Raw genomic sequence first — 21,982 nt, 5'->3', positions numbered from 1 at the left:
AATATAATATTTTAGCATTTAACAGCAATATATTATGTTTTATGGTGAGAATATAGACAGGAAGGTCTTTAATAGTAATATGATGGGTTAATTATAAGGATGAAAGTTTAATAAATGGATGATTTCTTTTTATTGATATTGATTAAGGATTGATGTTTTGAAACATAAAATATGATATGATTGTTAAGAGGTGATCCTATGTTGATTGAACAAATTGTGGAATCAGTAAAACTATCTGATGCACAACAAAGTGTTATTGATTATATATTAAAAGAAAGAGGAAATATAAAAAATCAAACAATCAAAGAAATTGCTAAGGTGACTTATACATCTACAGGGACAATTATACGTTTGGCAAAGAAATTAGGATATCATGGATTTGAAGATTTTAAAGAAGATTTTCTTAAAGAAGTTCATTATATGGATACACATTTTCAAAATATTGATCCAAATTATCCTTTTACAAGTCAAGATAATATGCAAAAGATATCTAGTAAAGTGACAGCTTTGGCTCAAGAAACTTTATCTGATACACTTTCTTTAATTGAACATGATAGTCTCCAAAAGGCTATTCGCTTATTAAGAAATGCCAAGCATATTCATTTGGCGGCTATTTCTTATAGTTTGTTGTTAGGGCAAATGTTTCAACTTGATATGATGAGAATAGGGGTACCTGTTCATATTTGTTCTATACAAGGAGAAGAATTATTTGTACTAGCTATTATTGGCAAGGATGATTGTATGATTTTTATTTCTTATTCTGGAGAAATTGATCAGTTATGTGAACTTGCGAAAATAGTGAAGAATAAAGGAACATCAATTATTGTAATAAGTAGTTTAGGAGATAATCGTTTAAAGAAATATGCAGATGTTGTCTTACATATTTCAACAAGAGAAAAGTTATATTCTAAAATTGGTGGGTTTTCTAATGAATATAGTATAAAATTGATTCTTGATATTTTGTATTCACAATATTTTGCTTTAGATTATGAAACGCATTTAAAGAAAAGAATTGATATTTCTCAAAAAGCCGAAGTGACAAGAGTGTCATCAATAGATATATTAAAAGAAAAGTGATAATGGGTTACGCTATTTGAAGGTTTTTTTCAAAAAAAGCGTAACTCGTTTTCTTTTTCTCTGTTGTATCTTTATCTTTTTTTGTTGTTTTGTATAATCAGTATCAAAAGGAGGAAACAATCATGAATAAGAATTTTTTATGGGGTGGAGCAAGTGCAGCGAATCAATATGAAGGTGGTTATCATGAAGGAGGTAGAGGTTTAAGCATTAATGATGTTGAAATGGGAGCAAGTCATGGAAAGAAAAGAGAAATCCATGAATATGTTCATGAGGATATTTATTATCCAAGTCATAAAGCAGTGGATTTTTATCACCATTATCAAGAAGATATTGCTTTGATGGCAGAAATGGGATTTCGTTGTTATAGAATGTCTATTGCATGGTCTAGAATTTATCCGCATGGAGATGATGAATATCCTAATGAAGAAGGATTAAAGTTTTATGATAAAGTCTTTGATGAGTTATTGAAATATAACATTGAACCTATAGTGACATTACATCATTTTGAAATGCCATTAGCATTGGTTCAAAAATATGGTGGTTGGAGAAATCGTCAATTGATTGATTTATCTGTGAGATATGCCAAAACGGTTATGCAAAGATATAAAAATAAGGTGAAATATTGGATAACATTTAATGAAATTAATTCTTTGTTTATTGCCGGTACACCATGGCATCAAGCAGGAATTATATATAAGGAAGATGAAAATAAAGTTGATGTTATGTTTCAAGCAGCTCATTATCAGTTAGTTGCTAGTGCACTGACAGTTATAGAAGGAAAAAAGATTAATCCTGATTTTCAATTTGGGAATATGATTTTATATAATTGTTGTTATGCAATGAGTTGTCGCCCAGAGGATCAAATCTTGGTTCATGATAAATTATTGCCTATCTATTATTTTTCTGATGTACAAGTAAGAGGACGTTATACCAATACATGTTTAGCTTATCAAAAGAAGATGAATGCTCATTTTGACAAAGAACCGGGTGATGAAGATATTTTAAAACAAGGAACTGTTGATTTTTATAGTTTTAGTTATTATGCTTCTTTAGTTGAAGGAATTGGCGTTGAACATTCGGCTAATGGAAATTTATTGGATGGTGGTAAAAATCCTTATTTAGAATCAACGTCATGGGGTTGGCAAATTGATCCATTAGGTTTAAGAATATCTTTAAATCGTATTTATGATCGTTATCAAATACCTTTATTCATTTCTGAAAATGGAATAGGTGCTATAGACCAACAAGAGACAGATGGATCTATTATTGATGATTATCGAATTGATTATTTAAAAAATCATATCAAAGCATTAAAAGATGCAATTGAGATCGATTATGTAGATTGCTTTGGTTATGCTATGTGGGGTCCTATTGATATGATAAGTGCTGGAACAGGAGAAATGAAGAAACGTTATGGTTTTGTCTATGTTGATTTAAATGATCGAGGAGAAGGAACTTTTCAAAGAAAGAAAAAGAAATCATTTTATTGGTATCAAAATCTTATCAAAACAAATGCAAATGAATTATAAAAAAAGAAGGGAATGAATGAACATGTTACATTATTTACCAGGATGTGATGTTAAGAAGAATCATCCACAAGCACTATTAGCTATTCAAAAATATATGCAAGAAAAAGGAGCTATTATTGATCAATGTTGCCGTAACAAAGATAAATTTTTAGAAGATCATGATATTATTATTCATAATTGTACTTTATGTCATCTTGTTTTAGAAGAAACATATCCTCATACACAAATCATGAGTTTATATGAATATATTTTAAAAGATGAACATTTTCCATGGGTTGACCATCATGGCGAATCCATAACAATCCAAGATTGTTGGCGAACAAGAAAAAACATTGCTTTACAAACGGCTATAAGACAATGTTTAAAGAAAATGAATTATACAATTGTTGAAATGGAAGACAATTATGACAAGACAAAATATTGTGGTGTCTGGTTAAATAACCCACCAGCTAAAGATTGTATTGAAATTGCTCCAAAGACTTTTCATGATATTATTGAAAACCATCTTCATTTGTTATCTCAAGAAGAACAAGTTCAACAAATGCAGCAATGGTGTCAACACTATACAACGCAACAGATTGCTGTTTATTGTAATGGTTGTGAAAAAGGCATAAAACTTGGTGGGAAACAACCTTTGCATATGGTTGAACTTTTAGCGGAAGGATTGAAACCCTATATCCATTCTTTCTAGGAACAGAATTATAATGATTATATTTTAATAGCCCTTAAAAAGGCTATTTTTATTATCGAAGCATATGCTTATTAAGCATAATAAAGCATCCAATATAGGTATTTGATATCGATATAAGATTGTCATAAAATAAAAATGAAGAGAGGAGAATCGAATAATGAAAAAGATGTGTTTAGGATTATGTCTACTCATGATCATATCTGGTTGTCAAAAACAATCACAAAATGATTTATCAGATACATACCAAGAAGATTATTCTCATGAAACAACAAACAAACAAAATAAAGGAGACAATGATATGCAACAATTAACACTTACAATTCACCATCAAGATTTTTCAGTAACACTTGAAGATAATGCAACAGTCACAGAATTTATGAAATATTTACCTATGACAATAACAATGGACGAGTTACATGGAAATGAAAAATATTATTATATGAATCAAAAACTACCAACAAATGCTCAATCTGTTGATTTTATTGAGGCAGGTGATCTGATGTTATTTGGAGATAATTGCCTTGTTTTATTTTACAAGAGTTTTCAAACATCATATACATATACACGTTTAGGACATGTTGATGATGTCAATGGATTCATCAAACAAATAGATAGTAACAGCCTGCAAGTCAATATCTATCAATAAATAAAATATAAGAAAGAGATGATATTATGAACTTATTCAATCAAAAAGAGTCAATTTATCAAAAAATCATCCATCACCAAAAGATAAACAGCTTTATCATTCATAAAAATCACCATTACTATGATGTGATTCATGAGTGTGAAGAAAAACTCCAATCTCTCCAACATGATTATTTTGATATGATTTTGCTTCACTTTGATCAAAAGAATATAATCAAACAATGGTATGCTTTAGAACAATTATGGATTGGTGGTTATACAAAATCATTAGGTGTGATTGATATTTCATCACAATCCTTATTAAAGATTGTTGATGAAAGTTATTTAAAACCAATGTTTTATTATAAGAAGAAAAACCATAACGATTTAAATTTAATCAAACAAATATGTTATCAATATGGAATTATATTTGTCAATCAATCATAACAGCAGACTTAAAGTCAATTCACAATAAAATTGCTGGAGATTTGATGGTTATATCATAGATTATTGATAAAACAAACTGTAGATAATCATTGAATTTTCAGTTTTTCATAAAATAAACGAGCAGCAGCTGAAAATGTCTGATATTTTTTGGTAACTATATAGGGATGTACAGAGATAATAGGTTCTATGCATCGAAATGTAAGATTTCTGCTTCCTTCAGTATCAACAAGATGATTAAGACAAAAAGCATAGCCCATTCCTCTTTCTACCATAAAAGTCGCATTGTAAACAAGATTATAAGTCGCAACAATATGAAAATCATCAAAAGAAGAATGAAACCAACTCAAATGTTGTTGTCCATTCAATGTCTGTTGTGGGAAAATGAGTGGTAATTCTTTCAAATCCGACAGTGACAAAATGTCTTTATTTGCAAGTTCACTGTCTTTTGGCATGAGCAGTCCAAACTGATCATCCTGATTGATAGACAGATAATTGTATTTCTCCTGTTCTATGGGTCCCAGTAGTAATCCCATATCCAATAATCCCTTATCCAATCTATCTAACACATCTTGAGCATCAGCACTGTAGATATGAAACTTTATATCTGGATAATCTAACTGTATTTCTTTTAAAATATCAGTTATGTATCCCATCACATGTGTTTCTCCACAGCCTATGTGTATATCACCACTGATATAATTTTGTTCACTTTGAAAAGCAGATTCAGTTTTATTCATCAGTTCCATCATTTCTTGTGCTCTTGCACGTAGAAACATACCATCTTCTGTTAAAGTCACTTTTCTTTTTCCACGAATAAAAAGTTGTTTGCCAAGTTGTTCTTCCAAATCCATCATTTGTTTAGAAAGTGTTGGCTGTGATATATGCAGTGTATCAGCAGCTTTTGTGATATTTTGTTCTCTTGCAATCGCAAGGAAATAATACAATAATCTTGTTTCAATCATTTTCTTCTCTCCTCAATTCTATTTCATTATGAATATATCTCTATTTATCATAACTGTCAACTATGATTAATCATTTATAATAAGTATTTCCTATTTAAATATTTGAGGTGTATGATATCTTCGAGGTGGGACTATGATGGATGACAATGATGAGATAAAAATGATATCTTGCTTAGAAGATTGTGGATGTCCTGAAAAATCAATTGAACAATTTTTGTTATATAGGAAAGAAAATGAAATAAAAAAACAAATGAGTCTATTACATAGACATCGTTATGATCTTTTAGATATACTTCATGATGATCAAAGAAAGATAGATTGTCTGGAGTATATTATCTATAGAATTGAAAAAGGTGAGAAAATATGAAAAAGATAATTATTTTATTATGTTTGGTTTTACTCATGACAGGTTGCACCAAGACATCTGATGAACCTACTAATGAATCAAATGAGAACGCAACAGAAAATATCAATACGGAGGATAAGAAAATGCAAATTGAAGTGAAAGGAAATGGAAAGATGATTGTCTATGAATTAAATGATTCACAGGCTGCTAAGGACTTATATGCTCAACTTCCATTATCAATGGAGGTAGAAAATTTTAGTACCAATGAAAAAGTATTTTATCCACCTCAAAAGCTAAATACTCAAAATACACCACTTGCAAATGCTGACATAGGAACATTAGCTTATTATTCACCATGGGGTGATGTTGTTATGTTTTATGATTATTTTGGCAAGGGTGGTCAATTATATGAACTAGGTCTTGCTATTTCAGGTCAGGAGTCTATTGAATTACTTTCAGGAACAATTGTAATAACAATAAAAGAATAGGAAGGATGGGAAAAATGGAAAAATTAAAATTGAATAATGGGATAGAAATGCCACAATTAGGATTTGGTGTATTTCAGATAACGGATTATGACTTATGTAAACAAAGTGTGAAAAATGCTTTCAAAATAGGCTATCGTCTCATTGATACTGCTGCTTGTTATGGTAATGAAAAAGCAGTAGGAGATGCGATTAGGGAAAGCCAACTGACTAGAGAAGAACTCTTTATCTCATCTAAGGTTTGGATTCAAAAAGATGGGTATGAAGGCACAAAACAGACTTTTATGAAATCTTTAGATAATTTACAAACAGATTATATTGATTTGTATCTCATTCATATGCCTTATGGAGATTATCATGGCAGTTGGAGAGCTTTAGAAGAATTATACAAAGAAGGAAAAATCAAGGCTATTGGTGTATGTAATTTCTTAGCAGATCGTCTTGTTGACTTGATTTTAACCCATGATATTGTGCCAGCTATCAATCAAATGGAATTGCATCCCTTTTATCAGCAGAAAGAATTAAAACAAGTCATGCTAAAATATGATATCCAAATGATGGCATGGGCACCTTTTGCTGAGGGAAATCGAGGAATCTTTACTGATGAACAATTACAGAGAATTGGTTCTCTATATCAAAAGACACCAGCTCAGGTTATTTTAAGATGGCTAAGACAAAACCATATTATTGCAATTCCAAAGTCAATACATGAGGATCGTATGATTCAAAATTATAGTATTGATGATTTTGAATTATCTCAAGAGGACATGTTGATCATTGAAAAAATGGATGAGAATAAACCTCTTATATTAGAAATAACAGCATTAAATGAAGTTTATAGACTTCATGGGATTCAATAGAAGGAGAAAAAAGATGAGTGAAATTTATACATTTGAATTAAATGAAAATGTTAAAAGAGAACATGTATTCTATAACAATCGTTATGGAATTCAACTTGCAGCAGATTTATATACAGCAAAAGATTTAGATAAAAATAAGAAACATCCAGCCATAGTGGTTGGCCCTCCCTATGCGGGAACAAAAGAACAGGGACCAGGAGTTTATGCCAATGAGTTAGCACAACGTGGATTTGTTGTGATTGCCTTTGATCCTTGTTTTATGGGGGAAAGCGGTGGAGCACCTCGCCATGTTTCATCACCAGATATTTTTAGTGAAAACTTTAGTGCAGGAGTAGATTTTTTAGGAATGCTTCCCTATGTAGATAGAGAAAGAATTGGAACAATAGGAATCTGTGGTAGTGGAGGATTTTCATTATCAGCTGCTCAAGTTGATACCCGAATTAAAGCTGCAGTAACTTGTAGTCTTGTTGATATGAGTGCGGCCAGTAAAATGGCATCTCCAACAGAACTTTTAGCAGAAAAGAAAAGATTAAATGAACAGCGATGGGTAGATTTTGAGAATGGGTATCCAGAATATATTCCCGCTTTCCCAAAAGTTCCCGCTGATTCTATTCCAGAAGAATTAGAAGGGGCAAAAGCAGAATATTTTAGCTATTATGGAATGAAGCGTGGACACCACCCTCATGCTTTAGGAAACTTCACAACAACTTCTAAGCTAAGTTTAATAAATTATGATTTATTAGCTCATATTGATGAAATATCACCTCGTCCTATCTTATTAATAGCAGGAGAAAATGCCCATTCTATGGCCTTTAGTGAAACAGTCTATGCCAATGCTAAAGAACCAAAAGAATTATATATTGTTCCAGATGCAATTCATATTGATTTATATGATGATGTTCATAAAATTCCATTTGATAAAATTGAGAATTTCTTTAAAGAAAATTTAAAATAAATAAACATAAAGGTTTAAAACTATTGATGATTGAATAGTTTTAAACCTTATCTTATTATAGAGGACATTTTTAAATCATATAAACTTAGAAGTTATCATTTTAATAATTGTATGCTTAAAAGGTATATGTTTATATTTGGTATAGGTATTTGATATGTGATGATGCGAAATATATAATATAATTACCTAGATAAGGAGGATGAACAAATGTCTAAACAAAATAAATTATTTATCATTATTCTTCTGATAATTATGATGATAGGAGTTCTGATTTTTCATCATTTTTATGGACAAGGAAATAGAAATGATATTGTTGCGGATTCTCGAAAAGAAGGAAATGATAACTTAACAGTTATAGAACCAACAGTAAAGATGACTGAACTAGAAAATGGATTATCAATAGTACGTTATGATGATGATTATGGATTTTATCAATTTTTAAGTCAGGGAGGAGCCTCATCTGATCAAGAATTAGTTTCATTTCTATCTGATCAGATTCTTTTGGGAAAAGTCAGTTTAGCTACAAATCAAAATATTTTTGGATGCAGTACTTTGTCAGTCAAAGGAAAAGATGGATATTTGTTTGGTAGGAATTTTGATTGGCAAGAATGTGATGCCATGATTGTCTTAAGTCATTCTCCAGGTGTTTATGCATCGCTTTCTACAGTTAATATGGATTTTATTTCTACAGGAACTTCTTTTGATATCAACACACTTCCTCCCCAGCTTCAATCTACTATATCATTGTATGTACCATTAGATGGAATGAATGAAAAAGGATTGTGTGTATCAGTCAATATGATTCAAGATTCTGACTCAATTGAACAAAACACATCCAAACCTGATTTAACAACAACATCAGCTGTTCGTCTACTGTTAAATCAGGCAGCGAATGTTGATGAAGCCATTGCTTTATTAGAACAATATGATTTACATGCCTCAATGAATATGATGGTTCATTTTGCTTTGAGTGATTCAACTGGAAAAAGTAAAGTTGTAGAATATATTGATAATGAAATGGTTGTTACGAATACACCTGTTGTAACAAACTTCTATTTAAGTGAAGGTGAGAAATTTGGAATTGGAACAAGTCAGTCACATGTTCGTTATCAAATTTTGATGGATGCGATTCAAAATTCTTCAATTCAATCAATGAATGATGTGAAAAATGTATTAGATAGTGTGAGTAAAGATAATTTTGGTGAATTTGAATCGACTGAATGGAGTATTGTTTTTAATCAAAGTAATGGAGAGGTTCGATATTATCATCGTGAAAATTATCAACAAGGGTATGTTTTTTATATCAATTAAAAGGAGGAGCCAATATGAATTATTTAAATTTATTATACAAACTCTATCAATATAAGAAAAATACAAAAAGATCTCGGGAAGATATTTTAAAAAGACAAGCAGAGAAATTAAGAGATATTCTCGAATATTCATATCATCATTCTACATATTATCAACGTGTTTTTGAAACAGTCGGTATTACAAAAGAAAATATAAGGCAGATACCCATTTCATCGTTTCCTTCTCTTGATAAAGCAACATTTGTTCAATATTTTGATGAAATTGTGACTGATGTGGTTCTTCATCAAAATGATTTGCAGGTTTTTGATGAAGATATTGCTTTAACACAAATGACATATAAGGGAAAATACCATGTTGTTCACTCCTCAGGAAGTACAGGGAAACCAACTTATTATGTATATGATGAACATGCATGGAATGAAATGCTTATTGGAATATTACGGGCTGCATTATGGGATATGAGTATGCCGGAAATTTTGAAATTACTTTTGAGTGGTCCACGAATTGTTTATATAGCTGCAACTGATGGACGTTATGGAGGAGCGATGGCAGTGGGAGCGGGTATTGAGGGTATTCATGCCAAACAACTGTTTCTTGACATTAATTTACCTGTTAAACAATGGATGAAAGAGGTAGAGGAATTTCAACCGAATATTATTATTGGTTATCCCTCGGCTATCAAAATATTAGCAGAACTTATTGAAAAAAAAGAAATTCAGATTCGGGTTAAACGAGTTATTTCTTGTGGTGAACCATTAAATTCTTCTTTGCGTGATTATCTAGAAAAGGTATTCAATGCCCCTCTTATGAATATTTATGGTGCCAGTGAATCCTTAGCTATTGGTGTAGAAGCATCTTCAAAAGAAGGAATGTATCTTTTTGACGATATGAACTATGTAGAGATAGAGAATGGCAATATGTATTTAACATCGTTATATAATTTTGCTCAGCCTCTCATTCGATATAAAATATCAGATCGTTTAATGATAAAAGAAACAAACGAAAATCGATATCCGTTAACACTGATTGAAAATATTCTTGGTAGAAATGAAGATATGATGTGGTTTGAAGATGAAAATGGTGAAAAAGATTTTTTACATCCACTTGCGATTGAAGGTTTTGTGTTTGAAGGAATGCTTGATTTTCAATTTCATCAAATAGATAAACAAACATTTGAAATGTTAATTCAAATGAATAATCAATCACAAAACAATAACGTTAAAGATTATATGCAAAAACAGATGAATAAAATATTAGATTTAAAGAACTTATCATATGTTCAATTTGTTGTTCAAATTGTCGATGAAATCTATCCTGATAGAAAGACTGGGAAAAAACGTTTAATAACAAAGGAGCGAATTTATGAGTGAGATTAAAGAAGTCATAATGCGAGTCAATGATGTAAGTAAGAATTTTATAAATGGTGTGACTGATAATCAAATTCTTAATCATATCAGTATTGATATTTATGAGGGTGACTTTACAGTTATTATGGGACCATCTGGTGCTGGAAAATCAACTTTACTTTATGCCATAAGTGGTATGGATAAAATATCTGAGGGCGAGGTTTTTTATAAAGATAAAAATATTACCAAGATGAGTGAAAATCAGATGGCAAGTTTAAGATCAAAAGAATTCGGCTTTGTTTTTCAACAAACTCACCTCGTCAGTTATTTAACACTCTATGAAAATATACTGGCAGCAGGCTATACAAACCATCAAAATACAGTTTTGAATATAAAGAATCGAACTCATCAATTACTTGAAGAAATGCATATTTCACATGTTAAGGATCATTTGCCCTCTCAGGTATCTGGAGGGGAAGCACAAAGAGCAGCCATTGCCAGAGCTTTAATTAATCAGCCTGGAATCATCTTTGCTGATGAACCAACAGGTGCATTAAATAAAGCAAACAGTGAACAGGTTCTTGATTTGATGAGTCGTGTTCATCAGTCTGGACAAAGTATTCTGATGGTGACTCATGATATACGTGCAGCTATGCGAGGAACACGTCTTCTTTATATTGAAGATGGTCACATTGTCGGTGAAAAACAATTGATTCCTTATGATGGGGATGATGTGAAACAACGTGAGGCAGATATTCAAAAATGGTTATCTTCAATGGAATGGTAGGTGATAAAGTTGAAATTCATATTATTATTTAAGAAAGGATTTATGAAACATAAAGGAAGTTTCTTAGGAATTTTTATTCTTTTCTTTGTCATATCCTTATCACTAGTCACTACTCTCCATATATCAATTAATTCTTCTCAGTATGTTTCCATGGAAATGGAACGATTAGGATATGGCGATATGACGCTCTGGATGCAGCAAAATAATGAGTTGGATAGGATAACTCAAGATTTAAAAGATATCGAAAATGTTGAAGATGTCAAAATACAACCACTTATTTATGCTGGTTATGCGATTCATAACAGTCATAGTGATAACGAAGGACAAATAATTCCCTATCATCAAAAGGACTATGATTATCGATTTTTAGATAAACAATTTCAATATATTAGTCATCAAGTTCAAATCAATGATGGTGAAATTTATGTCTCACCAGCACTGCTCTCTTCTTATCAATTTCAAATTGGTGATTAAATAGAATTGAGTTTGAAAAGAGCATCACAACCTAAAAAAATGATCATTAAAGGTTATTTTGAAGATCCATTTATGGGCAGCTCAATGATTGATATGAAAAGTTTTTTAGTCAATGATCATGAATTTAATGAGTTGACAAAAGAGATACAAGAGACATCAGATTTTAATAAAATGGCAACAAGTGGAGCGATGATACATATTTTTCAAAAATCGGACCATCAGTTATCATTCAATGATTTGAGTCAAGAGGTCAATCAAAAGGTTACCCTTGGGACAGTGACAGAGTTTGTTTACAGTCAAGAAGCTATTTATGGTTTTATGATGATTCTACAAAATATGCTTTCTGGCTTTTTAGGAGCATTTGTTATGGTTTTATTGATTGTTGCTCTCATTGTTTTAAATTACAATATTTCTCATGCATTACAACTGGAAAGAGAAGATATGGGGATTTTGAAAACAGTTGGTTTTACAAGTCGAGATTTAAGACTTTCTCAAATGATGCAATACGGAGTCAGTGTTATTGGTGGTATGATAGCTGGTTTGTTGATATCTATTGTTTTAACAAAATATTTATCATTAGCTATGGTTACATCTACAGGGTTACTTATTCCTTCTCATATTCCTTTGGGGTTGTGTCTTATTTCATTTTTCATTATATTCCTTATCATTATCACATTTATTATCTTAAAAACAAGACAGATTGCTCATATTGCACCAATTCAAACGATTCAGACAAGTCAACCACAATTATCCCCTTTACAAATGAAAATAACACCAATCGAAAAGAAAAGATTTATTTGGCATTTATCTAAACGCCAGTTAATGGCGGGAGAAAGACGTTATATTGGGACTTTTATGATTGCCATATTATTAGCATTCTTCTTATCACTTGTAGGAAAAATAAATACATGGATAGGTCCTTATGGAGAAGGATTAATGGATGCTTTCAGTGTTGCTAATCACGACTTGGGAGTTCAACCTATGACAAATACAAATATGGATGAAATAGAAGAACTTATTTCTTCATATGCAAGAATAGAAGGAACTTATGAGTTGGCAATGCAAAATGTTCTGGTTAATGGAGTTGACTATACAGCCAATATTATAACGAATCCATCACGATTTCATATCATTCGTGGACAAACTAGTAAAAATGATAACGAGATTGTGATGACAGAATATGTGGCTAGTGATTTGGGTGTTGATATTGGCGATTATGTTCATATCATTCATGAGCAACGAAATGCTGATTATAAGATTGTTGGCATTTATCAATGTGCTAATGAAATGGGGGCCAATATCGGTATGAATGTTCAAGGATATGAAAGGATTGGGCAAACGGATTCTTATATATGGTGTCGACACTACATCTTATCTGAGCATTCTATGAATGAGACAATAATGCAACAACTTCAACAATCTTATCCATTAGATATTGCCGTTCATACAAACAGTTGGAGTGGGCTTGATGGTATAGTGTCAACAATGAATCTTTTGATGGTAGGTATGTATGGAGTTGTGGGAATATTCATCTTGATTGTGATTATCTTGACCGGAAGTAAAATGTTGAGTTTTGAACAAAGGAATATGGCTATATTGAAAAGTATTGGTTTGACTTCACATCAGTTAAGATTATTCTTTACATTACGTTTTACAATGGTTGTTATGGCTGGAAGCATAACTGGAACAATACTGAGCATGATTTTTGCTGATGGTATTATATCTAGCCTTGTTGCAATGTTTGGAATTGGTGAATTTTACTCTTCATTAAGTTTCATGAATACTATTTTGCCAATATTTATGATTACACTGCTATTTAGTGTCTTTGCTTATCTATCATCTTATAAAGTCAAAAAAGTGGCTTTAACTCAATTAATAAAAGGAGATTAATAAAATGTTAAAAAGAATTTTAAAAATAAGTTTTGTTATTATTTTATCATTTGCTATGATGGGATGTTCAAATGATGAACAAGAGCGTTCGCCCATCAATGATAATCAGTCTACATCACAGAATACAACAAGTCCTTTTGGTGAAGATTTTACAACATCTCAAATACCAGACATTACCATTCAGTTTGGTAATGAAGGAAAAACTTTCACTATGCATTTTGAAAAGAATGATACTGCTTTAACAATCGCTAGAAATATTGGTGAAGATGGCCGAAATCTGCCAATTTATAATTATGACAATTTTGAAAATTATGAAGTGATGCAGTATTATGATATTCCAAGTTCATATAGCATCCCCGCTTCTGCTCAAACAGTTGATTATCAAAAGGCTGGAGAAGTTTATTATATGGCTGAAAATAGAGTTGTTCTCTTTTATCAGGATGCTCATATTCCAGGTGAGTATACAAAGATTGGAACGATTGAAGAAACTGAGGGACTCAGATCAGCTGTTGAAAATAATCCGGTCCAGGAAGGTTGGGGAAATAAGCTTGTTCTTATTCGTTTTGCTGAATAAAAAGGAAGGTTGATGTTATGATACTTTTAAAAAAAATCGCTAAGACCATTTTGATTATTATCTTTGTTATAGTTGTTATTGCAGTTTTATTTATGAAATTATGGCAACCATTTGGGCAGGGAATTAATGATAATGATAAAAAGTTATATAGTGAAAAAACAGAACTATTTTATGATGGGACTTTCCATGGTAATCCTGAAATATCAGTCATGAATGAAAGTAAAAGTGAATTTAGTGATCACGAACAAACTGTCCCAAAAGATAAAATACCAATTCATCAATTAGATAGTATTCCTAATACATCAGATGATGATTTAAAATGGGTATGGTTTGGACATTCTTCATCAATGTTGCAAATGCAAGGATTGAATATTTTGATTGATCCCGCATTCAGTGAATATGCATCTCCGATGCAAGGGTTTGGAGCAAAGAGATTCTCTGATTTACCAATATCCAAGGAAAATTTACCAGTCATTGATGTTCTTGTAATCTCTCATGATCATTATGATCATTTAGATTATGGGACTATTAAAGATATAGATGACAAGGTGAAATCATATTGTGTTCCTCTAGGAGTTGAAAAACACTTAATCCGCTTTGGTGTTGATGAGAATAAAATACATAGTATGGCATGGTGGGATGAAGTTAAAATTGGTGGTTTAACAATCACATCAACACCAGGACGTCATTATACTGGACGTTTGCCATGGCAAACGAACACAACATTATGGAGTGGTTATGTTTTTCAAAATGAAAAATATAAAGCCTATTATACTGGTGATACAGGATATGGTGAACATTTTAAGGAAATATATGAAAAATTTGGTGCTATGGACTTTGTGATATTAGAAGATGGCCAATATGATAAGTCATGGGAAGCAATTCATCTTTTACCAGAACAAGGTATTCAAGCCATGAAAGATTTACAGGCAAAATGGATTGTTCCTGTTCACTGGGGTACATTTTCACTCTCATATCATGCGTGGGATGATCCTATCAGACAAATGACAGCATTGGCTCAAAAAGAAAATATGAATGTTGCAACACCACGTATTGGTGAAATCGTTGATTATGACAATATCCAACAATTCCAAGAAAAATGGTGGGAGGATATAGAATAATCATATGCCTAATAGCTATGCCTTTGTATTTGATATAGATATTTGTTATTTTATGTGTTGAGTATTAAAATAGAAGTATAGAAATGGAGGAATATATATGTTAGGAAATTTTGAATATTGTAATCCAACAAAATTATATTTTGGGGATGAATCATTAAAATATTTAAGGGATGAATTAAAGAACTATGGATCAAGAGTTTTATTGGTTTATGGTGGAGGTTCTATTAAGAAAAATGGAATCTATGATGAAGTGATTCAAATCTTAAATGAAAGTCATAAAGAAATTGCAGAAGTATCTGGTGTTATGCCTAATCCTACTCTTGAAAAATTATATGAAGGAGTTAACATTGCCAGAGATAATGAAATTGATTTTATTTTAGCTGTAGGTGGTGGATCAGTTTGTGATTATGCGAAAGCTGTTTCAGTTTCTGTTCATTGTGATGAAGATCCATGGCAAAAGTATTATCTTCAGGGTGAAGAACCAACATGCAAAATTGTTCCTGTTGGTTGTATCTTAACAATGGTAGGTACGGGTTCTGAAATGAATGGTGGAGCGGTTATTACAAATCATGAAACAAAATTAAAAATTGGACATGTTTTTGGTGAAGAAGTGATGCCTAAGTTCTCTATCTTAAATCCTCAATATACATTGACTTTACCTCATTATCAAATGGTGGCAGGGTTCTATGATATTATGAATCACATTTGTGAACAATATTTTTCAGGAACTGATGACAATACAAGTGATTATATCAGTGAAGGATTGATGAAATCTTTGATTCATTCTAGTCGTATTGCCATGAAGAATCCAAATGATTATGAAGCGAGAAGCAATATTATGTGGACTGCTACATGGGCATTAAATACGTTGGTTGCTAAAGGAAAAACAACGGATTGGATGGTTCATATGTTAGGGCAGGCTGTAGGGGCTTATACAGATGCAACACATGGCATGACATTATCAGCTGTTTCGTTGGCTTATTATAGATATATTATGCCTTATGGCTTAGACAAATTTGTTCGCTTTGCGACTCATGTCTGGGATATTAATCCAAACGGAAAAACAAAAGAGGACATTGCTTTAGAAGGTTTATCAGCAATGGAAAACTGGATGAAAGAATTAGGATTGGTCATGAATATAACAGATCTTGGTGTCAATGAAAATATGATTGAAGGACTTGCTGATTCAACACTTATTATGAATGGTGGTTATAAAGTTCTTGAACGTGATGAAATTATCCAAATCTTTAAAGACAGTCTTTAAGACTTAAAATGCACTCCGTTGTTGAGTGCGTTTTTCATTCAATAGGAGGTTTGATAAGATTGAACTATTTATTAAAAGGGATTTTTATAGGAATTATGTTTGGAATTCCAGTAGGTGTTGTTGGTGTATTAACACTTCAAAGAACTTTAACAAAAGGTTTTTGGGCGGGTGTTATTTCAGGGTTAGGCTCTTCATTTGCCGATGTTGTTTATGCCTCATTGAGTGTCTTTGGAATTACACTTGTTTCTGATTTTCTTTTACAGTATCAGCAGATTATTTGTATTTTAGGTTGCATGATGATTGTATGTATTGGCATAGGAATCATGAAAAAAGATAATCAGAGTTTATCTTTCAATACGAGAATATCAATGACATCTTCATTCTTATCATCATTTATGATGACTCTTACGAATCCAGCAACCATTCTTTCTTATATGGTTATATTTTCAACCCTTGGAGTTAGTGGAAATGCTCACGTTATTCATAAAGTTTTGTTAGTGATTGGGATTTTTGTAGGAACATCTTTTTGGTGGATTGCCTTGTCAGCGTTTGTGAAATGGAGTGGAAAATTGTTGTCGTATTCATTATATAAACGTATCAATACATTTTTTGGTATTTTAATTATTGTACTAGGTGTCACTATTGCTGGCTATTCATTGTCATAATGAATAGCAGCTAGTTATTTGTAAATGATATGTTTGAAGTAAATTAAATAGATAAATCGAAAGGAGAAGAAAATATATGAAAAATATATTGGTTGTTGTTGGTAGTGGGAATAGAAATGGAAATACGGATACATTGGTTGAGTCTTTTATCAAAGGGGCAACTGAATCAGGACATCATGTTAAAAAAGTCAATTTAAATGGTCATATCCAGGGATGTAGAGGATGCGGGGCGTGTCAAAAGAATGGACATCATTGTATTATTCAAGATCAAATGCAGGATATATATGAATTATTTGAAGCAGTTGATACTCTTGTCTTGGCTTCTCCATTATATTTCTGGAGTATTTCAGCAAGACTGAAAAGTTTTATTAATCGTTTATATGCGATTTCGACAAATGATGAATATCCACAAAAAGATACATTTTTATTCATGACTTCTGGGAGTAAAGGTTTTTATGCTTTTGAACAGGCTGTTTCTTTTTATCGTTTTTTTATAAGAGCCCTTGGTTGGCATGACAAAGGTATGGTGCTGGCTGGTGGATGTGATAAGGAAGAAGGGAACTCTATTATTGATGAACACTATTTAAAAGAAGCTTATTTTATGGGTTGTCATTTGAAATAAAAATTGATATGCTTTTTGGCTATAGGAGAGTATGAATTATAAGTATTTGCAATAGTCAAGGGAATCAATATAATGTGAAGTGTAAAAAGAAAATAAAGGAGCGTATCTTATGGTTGCACTTACAACATTATTTCCAGTATTCTTTATGCTGGCATTAGGTTTTATTTCAAGATTAAAAGGATGGATTACACCCACACAAAAAGATGGGGCTAATGCCATTGTGTTTCAGGTTTTATTTCCGATTATGATTTTTAATTTGATGTTAACAGCATCAATTGAAACAGAACATATTTTTATTGTTGGATATGTCTTTATTGCTTTTGTTGTTGCAATGATAGTGGGGAAACTTTTGATTCCTTTTACTGGAAAGAAATATGGGCATTTTTCTCATTATCTTTTAACGACAGTGGAAGGTGGAAATGTAGCTTTACCACTTTATTTATCAATTGTAGGAACTTCTAGCAATACTGTTATTTTTGATATTGCAGGAACAATGATTTGTTTTATTGTTTTACCTGTTTTGATTGCAAAAAGTGCAGCAACAGATACGACACATAAGGAATTATTGAAAAAGATTTTTTCAAACTCTTTTGTGATTGCTGTTATTTTAGGATTAGGATTGAATTTATTAGGTGGGTATCAATATTTACAGACAACATCTTTATTTGAAGTCTATACAGGGACAATTTCACAAGTTACTGCACCAATTATTGGAATGATCCTCTTTATATTAGGATATGATTTAAAGGTTGATAAAGAAACAATTCAACCTATTCTTAAATTAATGAGTGTTCGTATTGTTTATTATATCATTGTCATTATAGGATTCTTTATTTTATTCCCATATTTGATGGCTGATAAAATCTTTATGATTGCAGTTATCTTGTATTTTATGTGTCCAACTGGTTTTGGTCTTGCACCAGTCATTTCACCACTTTATAAAAGTGAGGAAGATGCTTTTTTTTCATCAGCTTTCATATCACTTTATATGATTGTGACATTAATTGTCTATACAGTTTTGGTTTTATTTGTCGCATAAAAAAATTATAAATATTTCTAATGAAGGAAGTATTATTTTATTCTGTAATATCATTTGAAAGTGATTTTATATTAGGTTTAAAGTATTGTGCTATAATAACTGGAATTGTAGATTTAGGAGACTTTATGAAAGAATTTTATTTAACAATAATGAGGAGTTCATTGTATCTGTTTATTTATTAATGAAAGATGTTAGAAAATAAATTTACTCAATAAACTATGGTATATTTTAATTGTAAAAGAAATGACTATTATAGATATGGGGCTCTAGCCACTTGAGGTTGGATGTGGCTCCATATCTTTTTATTATTAATAATATTAATTTTCAATGGTTATCATTTTCTTATTAAACATTGCCTAAATGAAACTAGGGGCAAAAATAGATGAATGTAGGTAGAAAAATAGCTGATCAAGTAAGGGTTATATTTCAAAAAATAGCAGTTGTTGCAATTTGCATTCAAAGTATAACTAAGTAAGTCTATACACATAGAATTATTGAAGAGTTAAAACAGGAAATGGACAAAATCAAATATTAGATTTTGGCTTTCTTTATATATTTTTAACCTTCTTTGTATGTAATTTGTGCTCAATAAATTTAGAAAGAACATGAAATAATAAATACTATATATATCAATATGTTTGAAGTGTGAAACATCTGTGTAATCCTCTAAGTCTATTGTCGACTCAGGACGTTTAATATAAAAATATAATTATATTTTAATTATGTTCAATGAATTGATTAAGAGCTTATGTTATAATAAGTCATGTATAAAATATATTTTGAATAAAGGAGAATATCATAATGGATAATAGATTACAGGAAACAAATTTTATTATATATAAAACTAAAGATGGTAATGTCAGTGTTGATGTTATACTAAAGGATGAAACTATTTGGATTACACAAAAAGGAATGGCCGAGTTATTTGAGTGTTCTACTGATAACATTGGTTTACATCTAAAAAACATTTATTTAGAGAAGGAATGAGTGAAAAAAGCAACTACCGAGAAAATCTCGGTAGTTCGAGATGAAGGAAATAGACAAGTAAAAAGAACATTGGAGTTTTATAATTTAGATGCAATTATAGCTGTTGGATATCGTGTGAACTCAAAAAAAGCAACACAGTTTAGAATATGAGCAACAAATATTTTAAAAGAGTATATGATAAAAGGTTTTGTTATTGATAAAGAAAAAATGAACAGATTGTTAATGATATTTCGATAGAACATCTTAATGAACTTCATCGTTTTTTATTTGGCAATCTCTATGAATGGGCTGGACAATATAGAGTGGTTGATTTATATAAATCTGAGAGAGTATTATCTGGACTTTCTGTTGAATATGCAAAACATAATGAAATAGAGGAAAGATTAGAACTATTTCTCAATAAAGTAAGTCAATTTGATTGGAAAGATAAAGATACTGCATTAAAATCAACATTTGATTTATTAGTAGGTATATGGGAAATACATGCATATCGAGAAGGGAATACAAGGACATGTACAACATTCATTAAAAGAATCTTATTGAGTCATGGTATAGATTTTAATGCTGGACTTCTAAAAGAACATCCTGCTTATGTAAGAGATAGTTTGGTCATGGCAACTTATGATGAACCACAATATCTTATGAGAATTTTGAAAGATGCTTTTGAAACGGAATTAAATTTTCAATATTTTAATGAAGGTAGTATTAAAGAAGAATATAAGGTTGCTAAAGAAAAGTATTATACAACTAAACAAGCAGAAAAATTAATTGCAAAGAAAAGATTGATGAAATAAAAAAGAGGGCAATTTCTTGAAAAAGAGATTGTCTTTTTTGAATTATAAAATATTGACAATAAAAAAACAAAATCAAAAAAGTTCTGACATAAATCAGAACTTTTCGCATTTTAGTATAAAACTGTAATTATTTACAAGCTTCTTCGATAGCTACAGCAACAGCAACAGTTGCACCAACCATTGGGTTGTTACCCATACCGATTAATCCCATCATTTCTACGTGAGCAGGAACTGATGAAGAACCAGCGAATTGTGCATCACTGTGCATACGTCCCATAGTATCAGTCATACCATAAGAAGCAGGTCCAGCTGCCATGTTGTCAGGATGTAATGTACGTCCTGTTCCTCCACCTGAAGCAACAGAGAAATATTTCTTACCTTGTTCTACACATTCTTTTTTATAAGTACCAGCTACTGGATGTTGGAAACGAGTTGGGTTAGTAGAGTTACCAGTGATAGAAACGTCTACACCTTCTTTATGCATGATTGCAACACCTTCACGAACATCATCAGAACCATAGCAGTTAACTTTAGCTCTTGGCCCATCAGAGTAAGCTGTTCTAGAGATTTCTTTAACTTCTCCAGTGAAATAATCGAATTCAGTTTCTACATAAGTGAATCCATTAATTCTTGAGATGATTTTAGCAGCATCTTTTCCTAAACCGTTTAAGATAACTCTTAATGGTTTAGTTCTAACTTTGTTAGCTTTTTCAGCAATTTTAATTGCACCTTCAGCTGCAGCGAATGATTCATGTCCAGCTAAGAAACAGAAACATTCAGTTTTTTCGTCTAATAACATAGAACCTAAGTTACCATGTCCTAAACCTACTTTACGATCATCAGCAACTGATCCAGGAATACAGAATGATTGTAAACCTACACCAATAGTTTTAGCAGCATCTACTGCTTTTGTATCTCCGTTTTTGATTGCCATTGCAGCACCTACAGTGTAAGCCCAGCAAGCATTTTCAAAACAGATAGGTTGAGTTGATTTTACGATTTCGTAAACATCAATACCTTTTTCATCACAAATTGCTTTAGCTTCTTCGATTGATTTAATATCGTATTTAGCTAATGCAGCGTTGATTTGATCAATTCTACGTTCATAATTTTCAAATAATGCCATCTTCGT

25 protein-coding genes are annotated in these 21,982 nt (G+C 31.3%); 23 read left to right on the top strand and 2 right to left on the bottom strand.

The features are described from left to right. The first annotated feature begins 198 nt into the window (after positions 1-198). The 5 genes from EDD60_RS02965 (at position 199) to EDD60_RS02945 (ending at position 4,368) form a co-directional block, all read left to right on the top strand. Entirely contained in the window at positions 199-1,077 is an 879-nt protein-coding gene (locus tag EDD60_RS02965) for a MurR/RpiR family transcriptional regulator (protein ID WP_066446498.1), read from the top strand. Positions 1,078-1,199: 122 nt separating this feature from the next. Then, a complete protein-coding gene (locus EDD60_RS02960; protein WP_066446495.1) occupies positions 1,200-2,606 on the top strand; it encodes a family 1 glycosylhydrolase in 1,407 nt (468 codons plus the stop codon). Positions 2,607-2,622: 16 nt separating this feature from the next. Beyond that, complete coding sequence (locus EDD60_RS02955; RefSeq protein ID WP_066446491.1) at positions 2,623-3,297, top strand: hypothetical protein; 675 nt, start codon at positions 2,623-2,625, stop codon at positions 3,295-3,297. Between the two features lie 157 nt (positions 3,298-3,454). Next, positions 3,455-3,943 (top strand): cyclophilin-like fold protein, encoded by a 489-nt coding sequence (locus tag EDD60_RS02950; RefSeq protein WP_207905283.1) that lies wholly within the window; start codon positions 3,455-3,457, stop codon positions 3,941-3,943. Positions 3,944-3,969: 26 nt separating this feature from the next. Continuing rightward, the gene (locus EDD60_RS02945; RefSeq protein ID WP_066446489.1) at positions 3,970-4,368 is read left to right on the top strand and encodes an aldo/keto reductase; all 399 of its coding nucleotides are present in this window, start codon (positions 3,970-3,972) and stop codon (positions 4,366-4,368) included. 86 nt (positions 4,369-4,454) lie between these two features. Here EDD60_RS02945 and EDD60_RS02940 read toward each other — a convergent pair whose 3' ends face one another. Continuing rightward, positions 4,455-5,330: a LysR family transcriptional regulator gene (locus tag EDD60_RS02940; protein ID WP_082787370.1), complete on the bottom strand. Its 876-nt coding sequence runs from the start codon at positions 5,328-5,330 to the stop codon at positions 4,455-4,457. Between the two features lie 136 nt (positions 5,331-5,466). Between EDD60_RS02940 and EDD60_RS02935 the strand changes: the two genes are divergently transcribed. The 18 genes from EDD60_RS02935 (at position 5,467) to EDD60_RS02855 (ending at position 20,850) form a co-directional block, all read left to right on the top strand. Then, on the top strand, positions 5,467-5,697 hold the full coding sequence (locus EDD60_RS02935; protein WP_066446487.1) for a hypothetical protein: 231 nt from the start codon (positions 5,467-5,469) through the stop codon (positions 5,695-5,697). Further along, positions 5,694-6,164, top strand: coding sequence for a cyclophilin-like fold protein (locus EDD60_RS02930; protein ID WP_066446485.1), 471 nt, complete (start codon positions 5,694-5,696; stop codon positions 6,162-6,164). The genes EDD60_RS02935 and EDD60_RS02930 overlap by 4 nt, the downstream gene beginning before the upstream one ends. 14 nt (positions 6,165-6,178) lie before the next feature. Then, on the top strand, positions 6,179-7,021 hold the full coding sequence (locus EDD60_RS02925; protein ID WP_066446483.1) for an aldo/keto reductase: 843 nt from the start codon (positions 6,179-6,181) through the stop codon (positions 7,019-7,021). A gap of 13 nt (positions 7,022-7,034) precedes the next feature. Further along, positions 7,035-7,976, top strand: a complete 942-nt coding sequence (locus EDD60_RS02920) for an alpha/beta hydrolase (RefSeq protein WP_066446481.1) — start codon at positions 7,035-7,037, stop codon at positions 7,974-7,976. A 207-nt stretch (positions 7,977-8,183) separates the two neighbouring features. Then, positions 8,184-9,287, top strand: a complete 1,104-nt coding sequence (locus tag EDD60_RS02915; protein ID WP_066446479.1) for a linear amide C-N hydrolase — start codon at positions 8,184-8,186, stop codon at positions 9,285-9,287. A 14-nt stretch (positions 9,288-9,301) separates the two neighbouring features. After that, positions 9,302-10,657 (top strand): phenylacetate--CoA ligase family protein, encoded by a 1,356-nt coding sequence (locus EDD60_RS02910; RefSeq protein WP_066446476.1) that lies wholly within the window; start codon positions 9,302-9,304, stop codon positions 10,655-10,657. Beyond that, entirely contained in the window at positions 10,650-11,420 is a 771-nt protein-coding gene (locus EDD60_RS02905; protein ID WP_243646614.1) for an ABC transporter ATP-binding protein, read from the top strand. The genes EDD60_RS02910 and EDD60_RS02905 overlap by 8 nt, the downstream gene beginning before the upstream one ends. A 9-nt stretch (positions 11,421-11,429) precedes the next feature. Then, complete coding sequence (locus tag EDD60_RS02900) at positions 11,430-11,894, top strand: hypothetical protein (RefSeq protein WP_132226203.1); 465 nt, start codon at positions 11,430-11,432, stop codon at positions 11,892-11,894. A 6-nt stretch (positions 11,895-11,900) separates the two neighbouring features. Then, positions 11,901-13,784 carry an ABC transporter permease gene (locus EDD60_RS02895; protein ID WP_132226202.1) on the top strand — a complete coding sequence of 628 codons (1,884 nt, stop codon included), beginning with the start codon at positions 11,901-11,903 and terminating at the stop codon, positions 13,782-13,784. Positions 13,785-13,788: 4 nt separating this feature from the next. Then, positions 13,789-14,358, top strand: coding sequence for a cyclophilin-like fold protein (locus tag EDD60_RS02890; RefSeq protein WP_102135700.1), 570 nt, complete (start codon positions 13,789-13,791; stop codon positions 14,356-14,358). A gap of 17 nt (positions 14,359-14,375) precedes the next feature. Then, positions 14,376-15,479 (top strand): MBL fold metallo-hydrolase, encoded by a 1,104-nt coding sequence (locus EDD60_RS02885; protein ID WP_066446468.1) that lies wholly within the window; start codon positions 14,376-14,378, stop codon positions 15,477-15,479. Between the two features lie 97 nt (positions 15,480-15,576). Next, positions 15,577-16,743, top strand: a complete 1,167-nt coding sequence (locus EDD60_RS02880) for an iron-containing alcohol dehydrogenase (protein WP_066446466.1) — start codon at positions 15,577-15,579, stop codon at positions 16,741-16,743. Positions 16,744-16,802: 59 nt separating this feature from the next. After that, positions 16,803-17,408, top strand: coding sequence for a LysE family translocator (locus EDD60_RS02875; protein ID WP_066446458.1), 606 nt, complete (start codon positions 16,803-16,805; stop codon positions 17,406-17,408). A 76-nt stretch (positions 17,409-17,484) separates the two neighbouring features. Further along, entirely contained in the window at positions 17,485-18,030 is a 546-nt protein-coding gene (locus tag EDD60_RS02870) for a flavodoxin family protein (RefSeq protein ID WP_066446456.1), read from the top strand. A gap of 109 nt (positions 18,031-18,139) precedes the next feature. Further along, on the top strand, positions 18,140-19,069 hold the full coding sequence (locus EDD60_RS02865) for an AEC family transporter (protein ID WP_066446454.1): 930 nt from the start codon (positions 18,140-18,142) through the stop codon (positions 19,067-19,069). An 801-nt stretch (positions 19,070-19,870) separates the two neighbouring features. After that, positions 19,871-20,056, top strand: a complete 186-nt coding sequence (locus EDD60_RS16170) for a hypothetical protein (RefSeq protein ID WP_066446452.1) — start codon at positions 19,871-19,873, stop codon at positions 20,054-20,056. Next, entirely contained in the window at positions 20,057-20,206 is a 150-nt protein-coding gene (gene rhuM / locus EDD60_RS16165; RefSeq protein WP_207905282.1) for a RhuM family protein, read from the top strand. A gap of 65 nt (positions 20,207-20,271) precedes the next feature. Next, entirely contained in the window at positions 20,272-20,850 is a 579-nt protein-coding gene (locus EDD60_RS02855; protein ID WP_082787367.1) for a Fic family protein, read from the top strand. A 127-nt stretch (positions 20,851-20,977) separates the two neighbouring features. On the opposite strand, the gene EDD60_RS02850 is transcribed toward EDD60_RS02855, so the two are convergent. Further along, positions 20,978-21,976, bottom strand: coding sequence for a GGGtGRT protein (locus EDD60_RS02850; RefSeq protein WP_066446445.1), 999 nt, complete (start codon positions 21,974-21,976; stop codon positions 20,978-20,980). Positions 21,977-21,982 lie beyond the last annotated feature (6 nt).

It is taken from the genome of Longibaculum muris (genome assembly GCF_004343035.1).
GTDB classification, from domain to species: Bacteria; Bacillota_I; Bacilli_A; order Erysipelotrichales; family Coprobacillaceae; genus Longibaculum; species Longibaculum muris.
Note: the sequence above shows the minus strand (reverse complement) of the source record. Positions and strands in the feature narration are given on the sequence as shown.

What these genes read in the sequence shown, in the direction of transcription:
- EDD60_RS02965 (WP_066446498.1), top strand. Translation starts at nt 199, where the DNA reads ATGTTGATTGAACAAATTGTGGAATCAGTAAAACTATCTGATGCACAA.
- EDD60_RS02960 (WP_066446495.1), top strand. Translation starts at nt 1,200, where the DNA reads ATGAATAAGAATTTTTTATGGGGTGGAGCAAGTGCAGCGAATCAATAT.
- EDD60_RS02955 (WP_066446491.1), top strand. Translation starts at nt 2,623, where the DNA reads ATGAACATGTTACATTATTTACCAGGATGTGATGTTAAGAAGAATCAT.
- EDD60_RS02950 (WP_207905283.1), top strand. Translation starts at nt 3,455, where the DNA reads ATGAAAAAGATGTGTTTAGGATTATGTCTACTCATGATCATATCTGGT.
- EDD60_RS02945 (WP_066446489.1), top strand. Translation starts at nt 3,970, where the DNA reads ATGAACTTATTCAATCAAAAAGAGTCAATTTATCAAAAAATCATCCAT.
- EDD60_RS02940 (WP_082787370.1), bottom strand. Translation starts at nt 5,330, where the DNA reads ATGATTGAAACAAGATTATTGTATTATTTCCTTGCGATTGCAAGAGAA.
- EDD60_RS02935 (WP_066446487.1), top strand. Translation starts at nt 5,467, where the DNA reads ATGGATGACAATGATGAGATAAAAATGATATCTTGCTTAGAAGATTGT.
- EDD60_RS02930 (WP_066446485.1), top strand. Translation starts at nt 5,694, where the DNA reads ATGAAAAAGATAATTATTTTATTATGTTTGGTTTTACTCATGACAGGT.
- EDD60_RS02925 (WP_066446483.1), top strand. Translation starts at nt 6,179, where the DNA reads ATGGAAAAATTAAAATTGAATAATGGGATAGAAATGCCACAATTAGGA.
- EDD60_RS02920 (WP_066446481.1), top strand. Translation starts at nt 7,035, where the DNA reads ATGAGTGAAATTTATACATTTGAATTAAATGAAAATGTTAAAAGAGAA.
- EDD60_RS02915 (WP_066446479.1), top strand. Translation starts at nt 8,184, where the DNA reads ATGTCTAAACAAAATAAATTATTTATCATTATTCTTCTGATAATTATG.
- EDD60_RS02910 (WP_066446476.1), top strand. Translation starts at nt 9,302, where the DNA reads ATGAATTATTTAAATTTATTATACAAACTCTATCAATATAAGAAAAAT.
- EDD60_RS02905 (WP_243646614.1), top strand. Translation starts at nt 10,650, where the DNA reads ATGAGTGAGATTAAAGAAGTCATAATGCGAGTCAATGATGTAAGTAAG.
- EDD60_RS02890 (WP_102135700.1), top strand. Translation starts at nt 13,789, where the DNA reads ATGTTAAAAAGAATTTTAAAAATAAGTTTTGTTATTATTTTATCATTT.
- EDD60_RS02885 (WP_066446468.1), top strand. Translation starts at nt 14,376, where the DNA reads ATGATACTTTTAAAAAAAATCGCTAAGACCATTTTGATTATTATCTTT.
- EDD60_RS02880 (WP_066446466.1), top strand. Translation starts at nt 15,577, where the DNA reads ATGTTAGGAAATTTTGAATATTGTAATCCAACAAAATTATATTTTGGG.
- EDD60_RS02870 (WP_066446456.1), top strand. Translation starts at nt 17,485, where the DNA reads ATGAAAAATATATTGGTTGTTGTTGGTAGTGGGAATAGAAATGGAAAT.
- EDD60_RS02865 (WP_066446454.1), top strand. Translation starts at nt 18,140, where the DNA reads ATGGTTGCACTTACAACATTATTTCCAGTATTCTTTATGCTGGCATTA.
- EDD60_RS16170 (WP_066446452.1), top strand. Translation starts at nt 19,871, where the DNA reads ATGGATAATAGATTACAGGAAACAAATTTTATTATATATAAAACTAAA.
- EDD60_RS02850 (WP_066446445.1), bottom strand. Translation starts at nt 21,976, where the DNA reads ATGGCATTATTTGAAAATTATGAACGTAGAATTGATCAAATCAACGCT.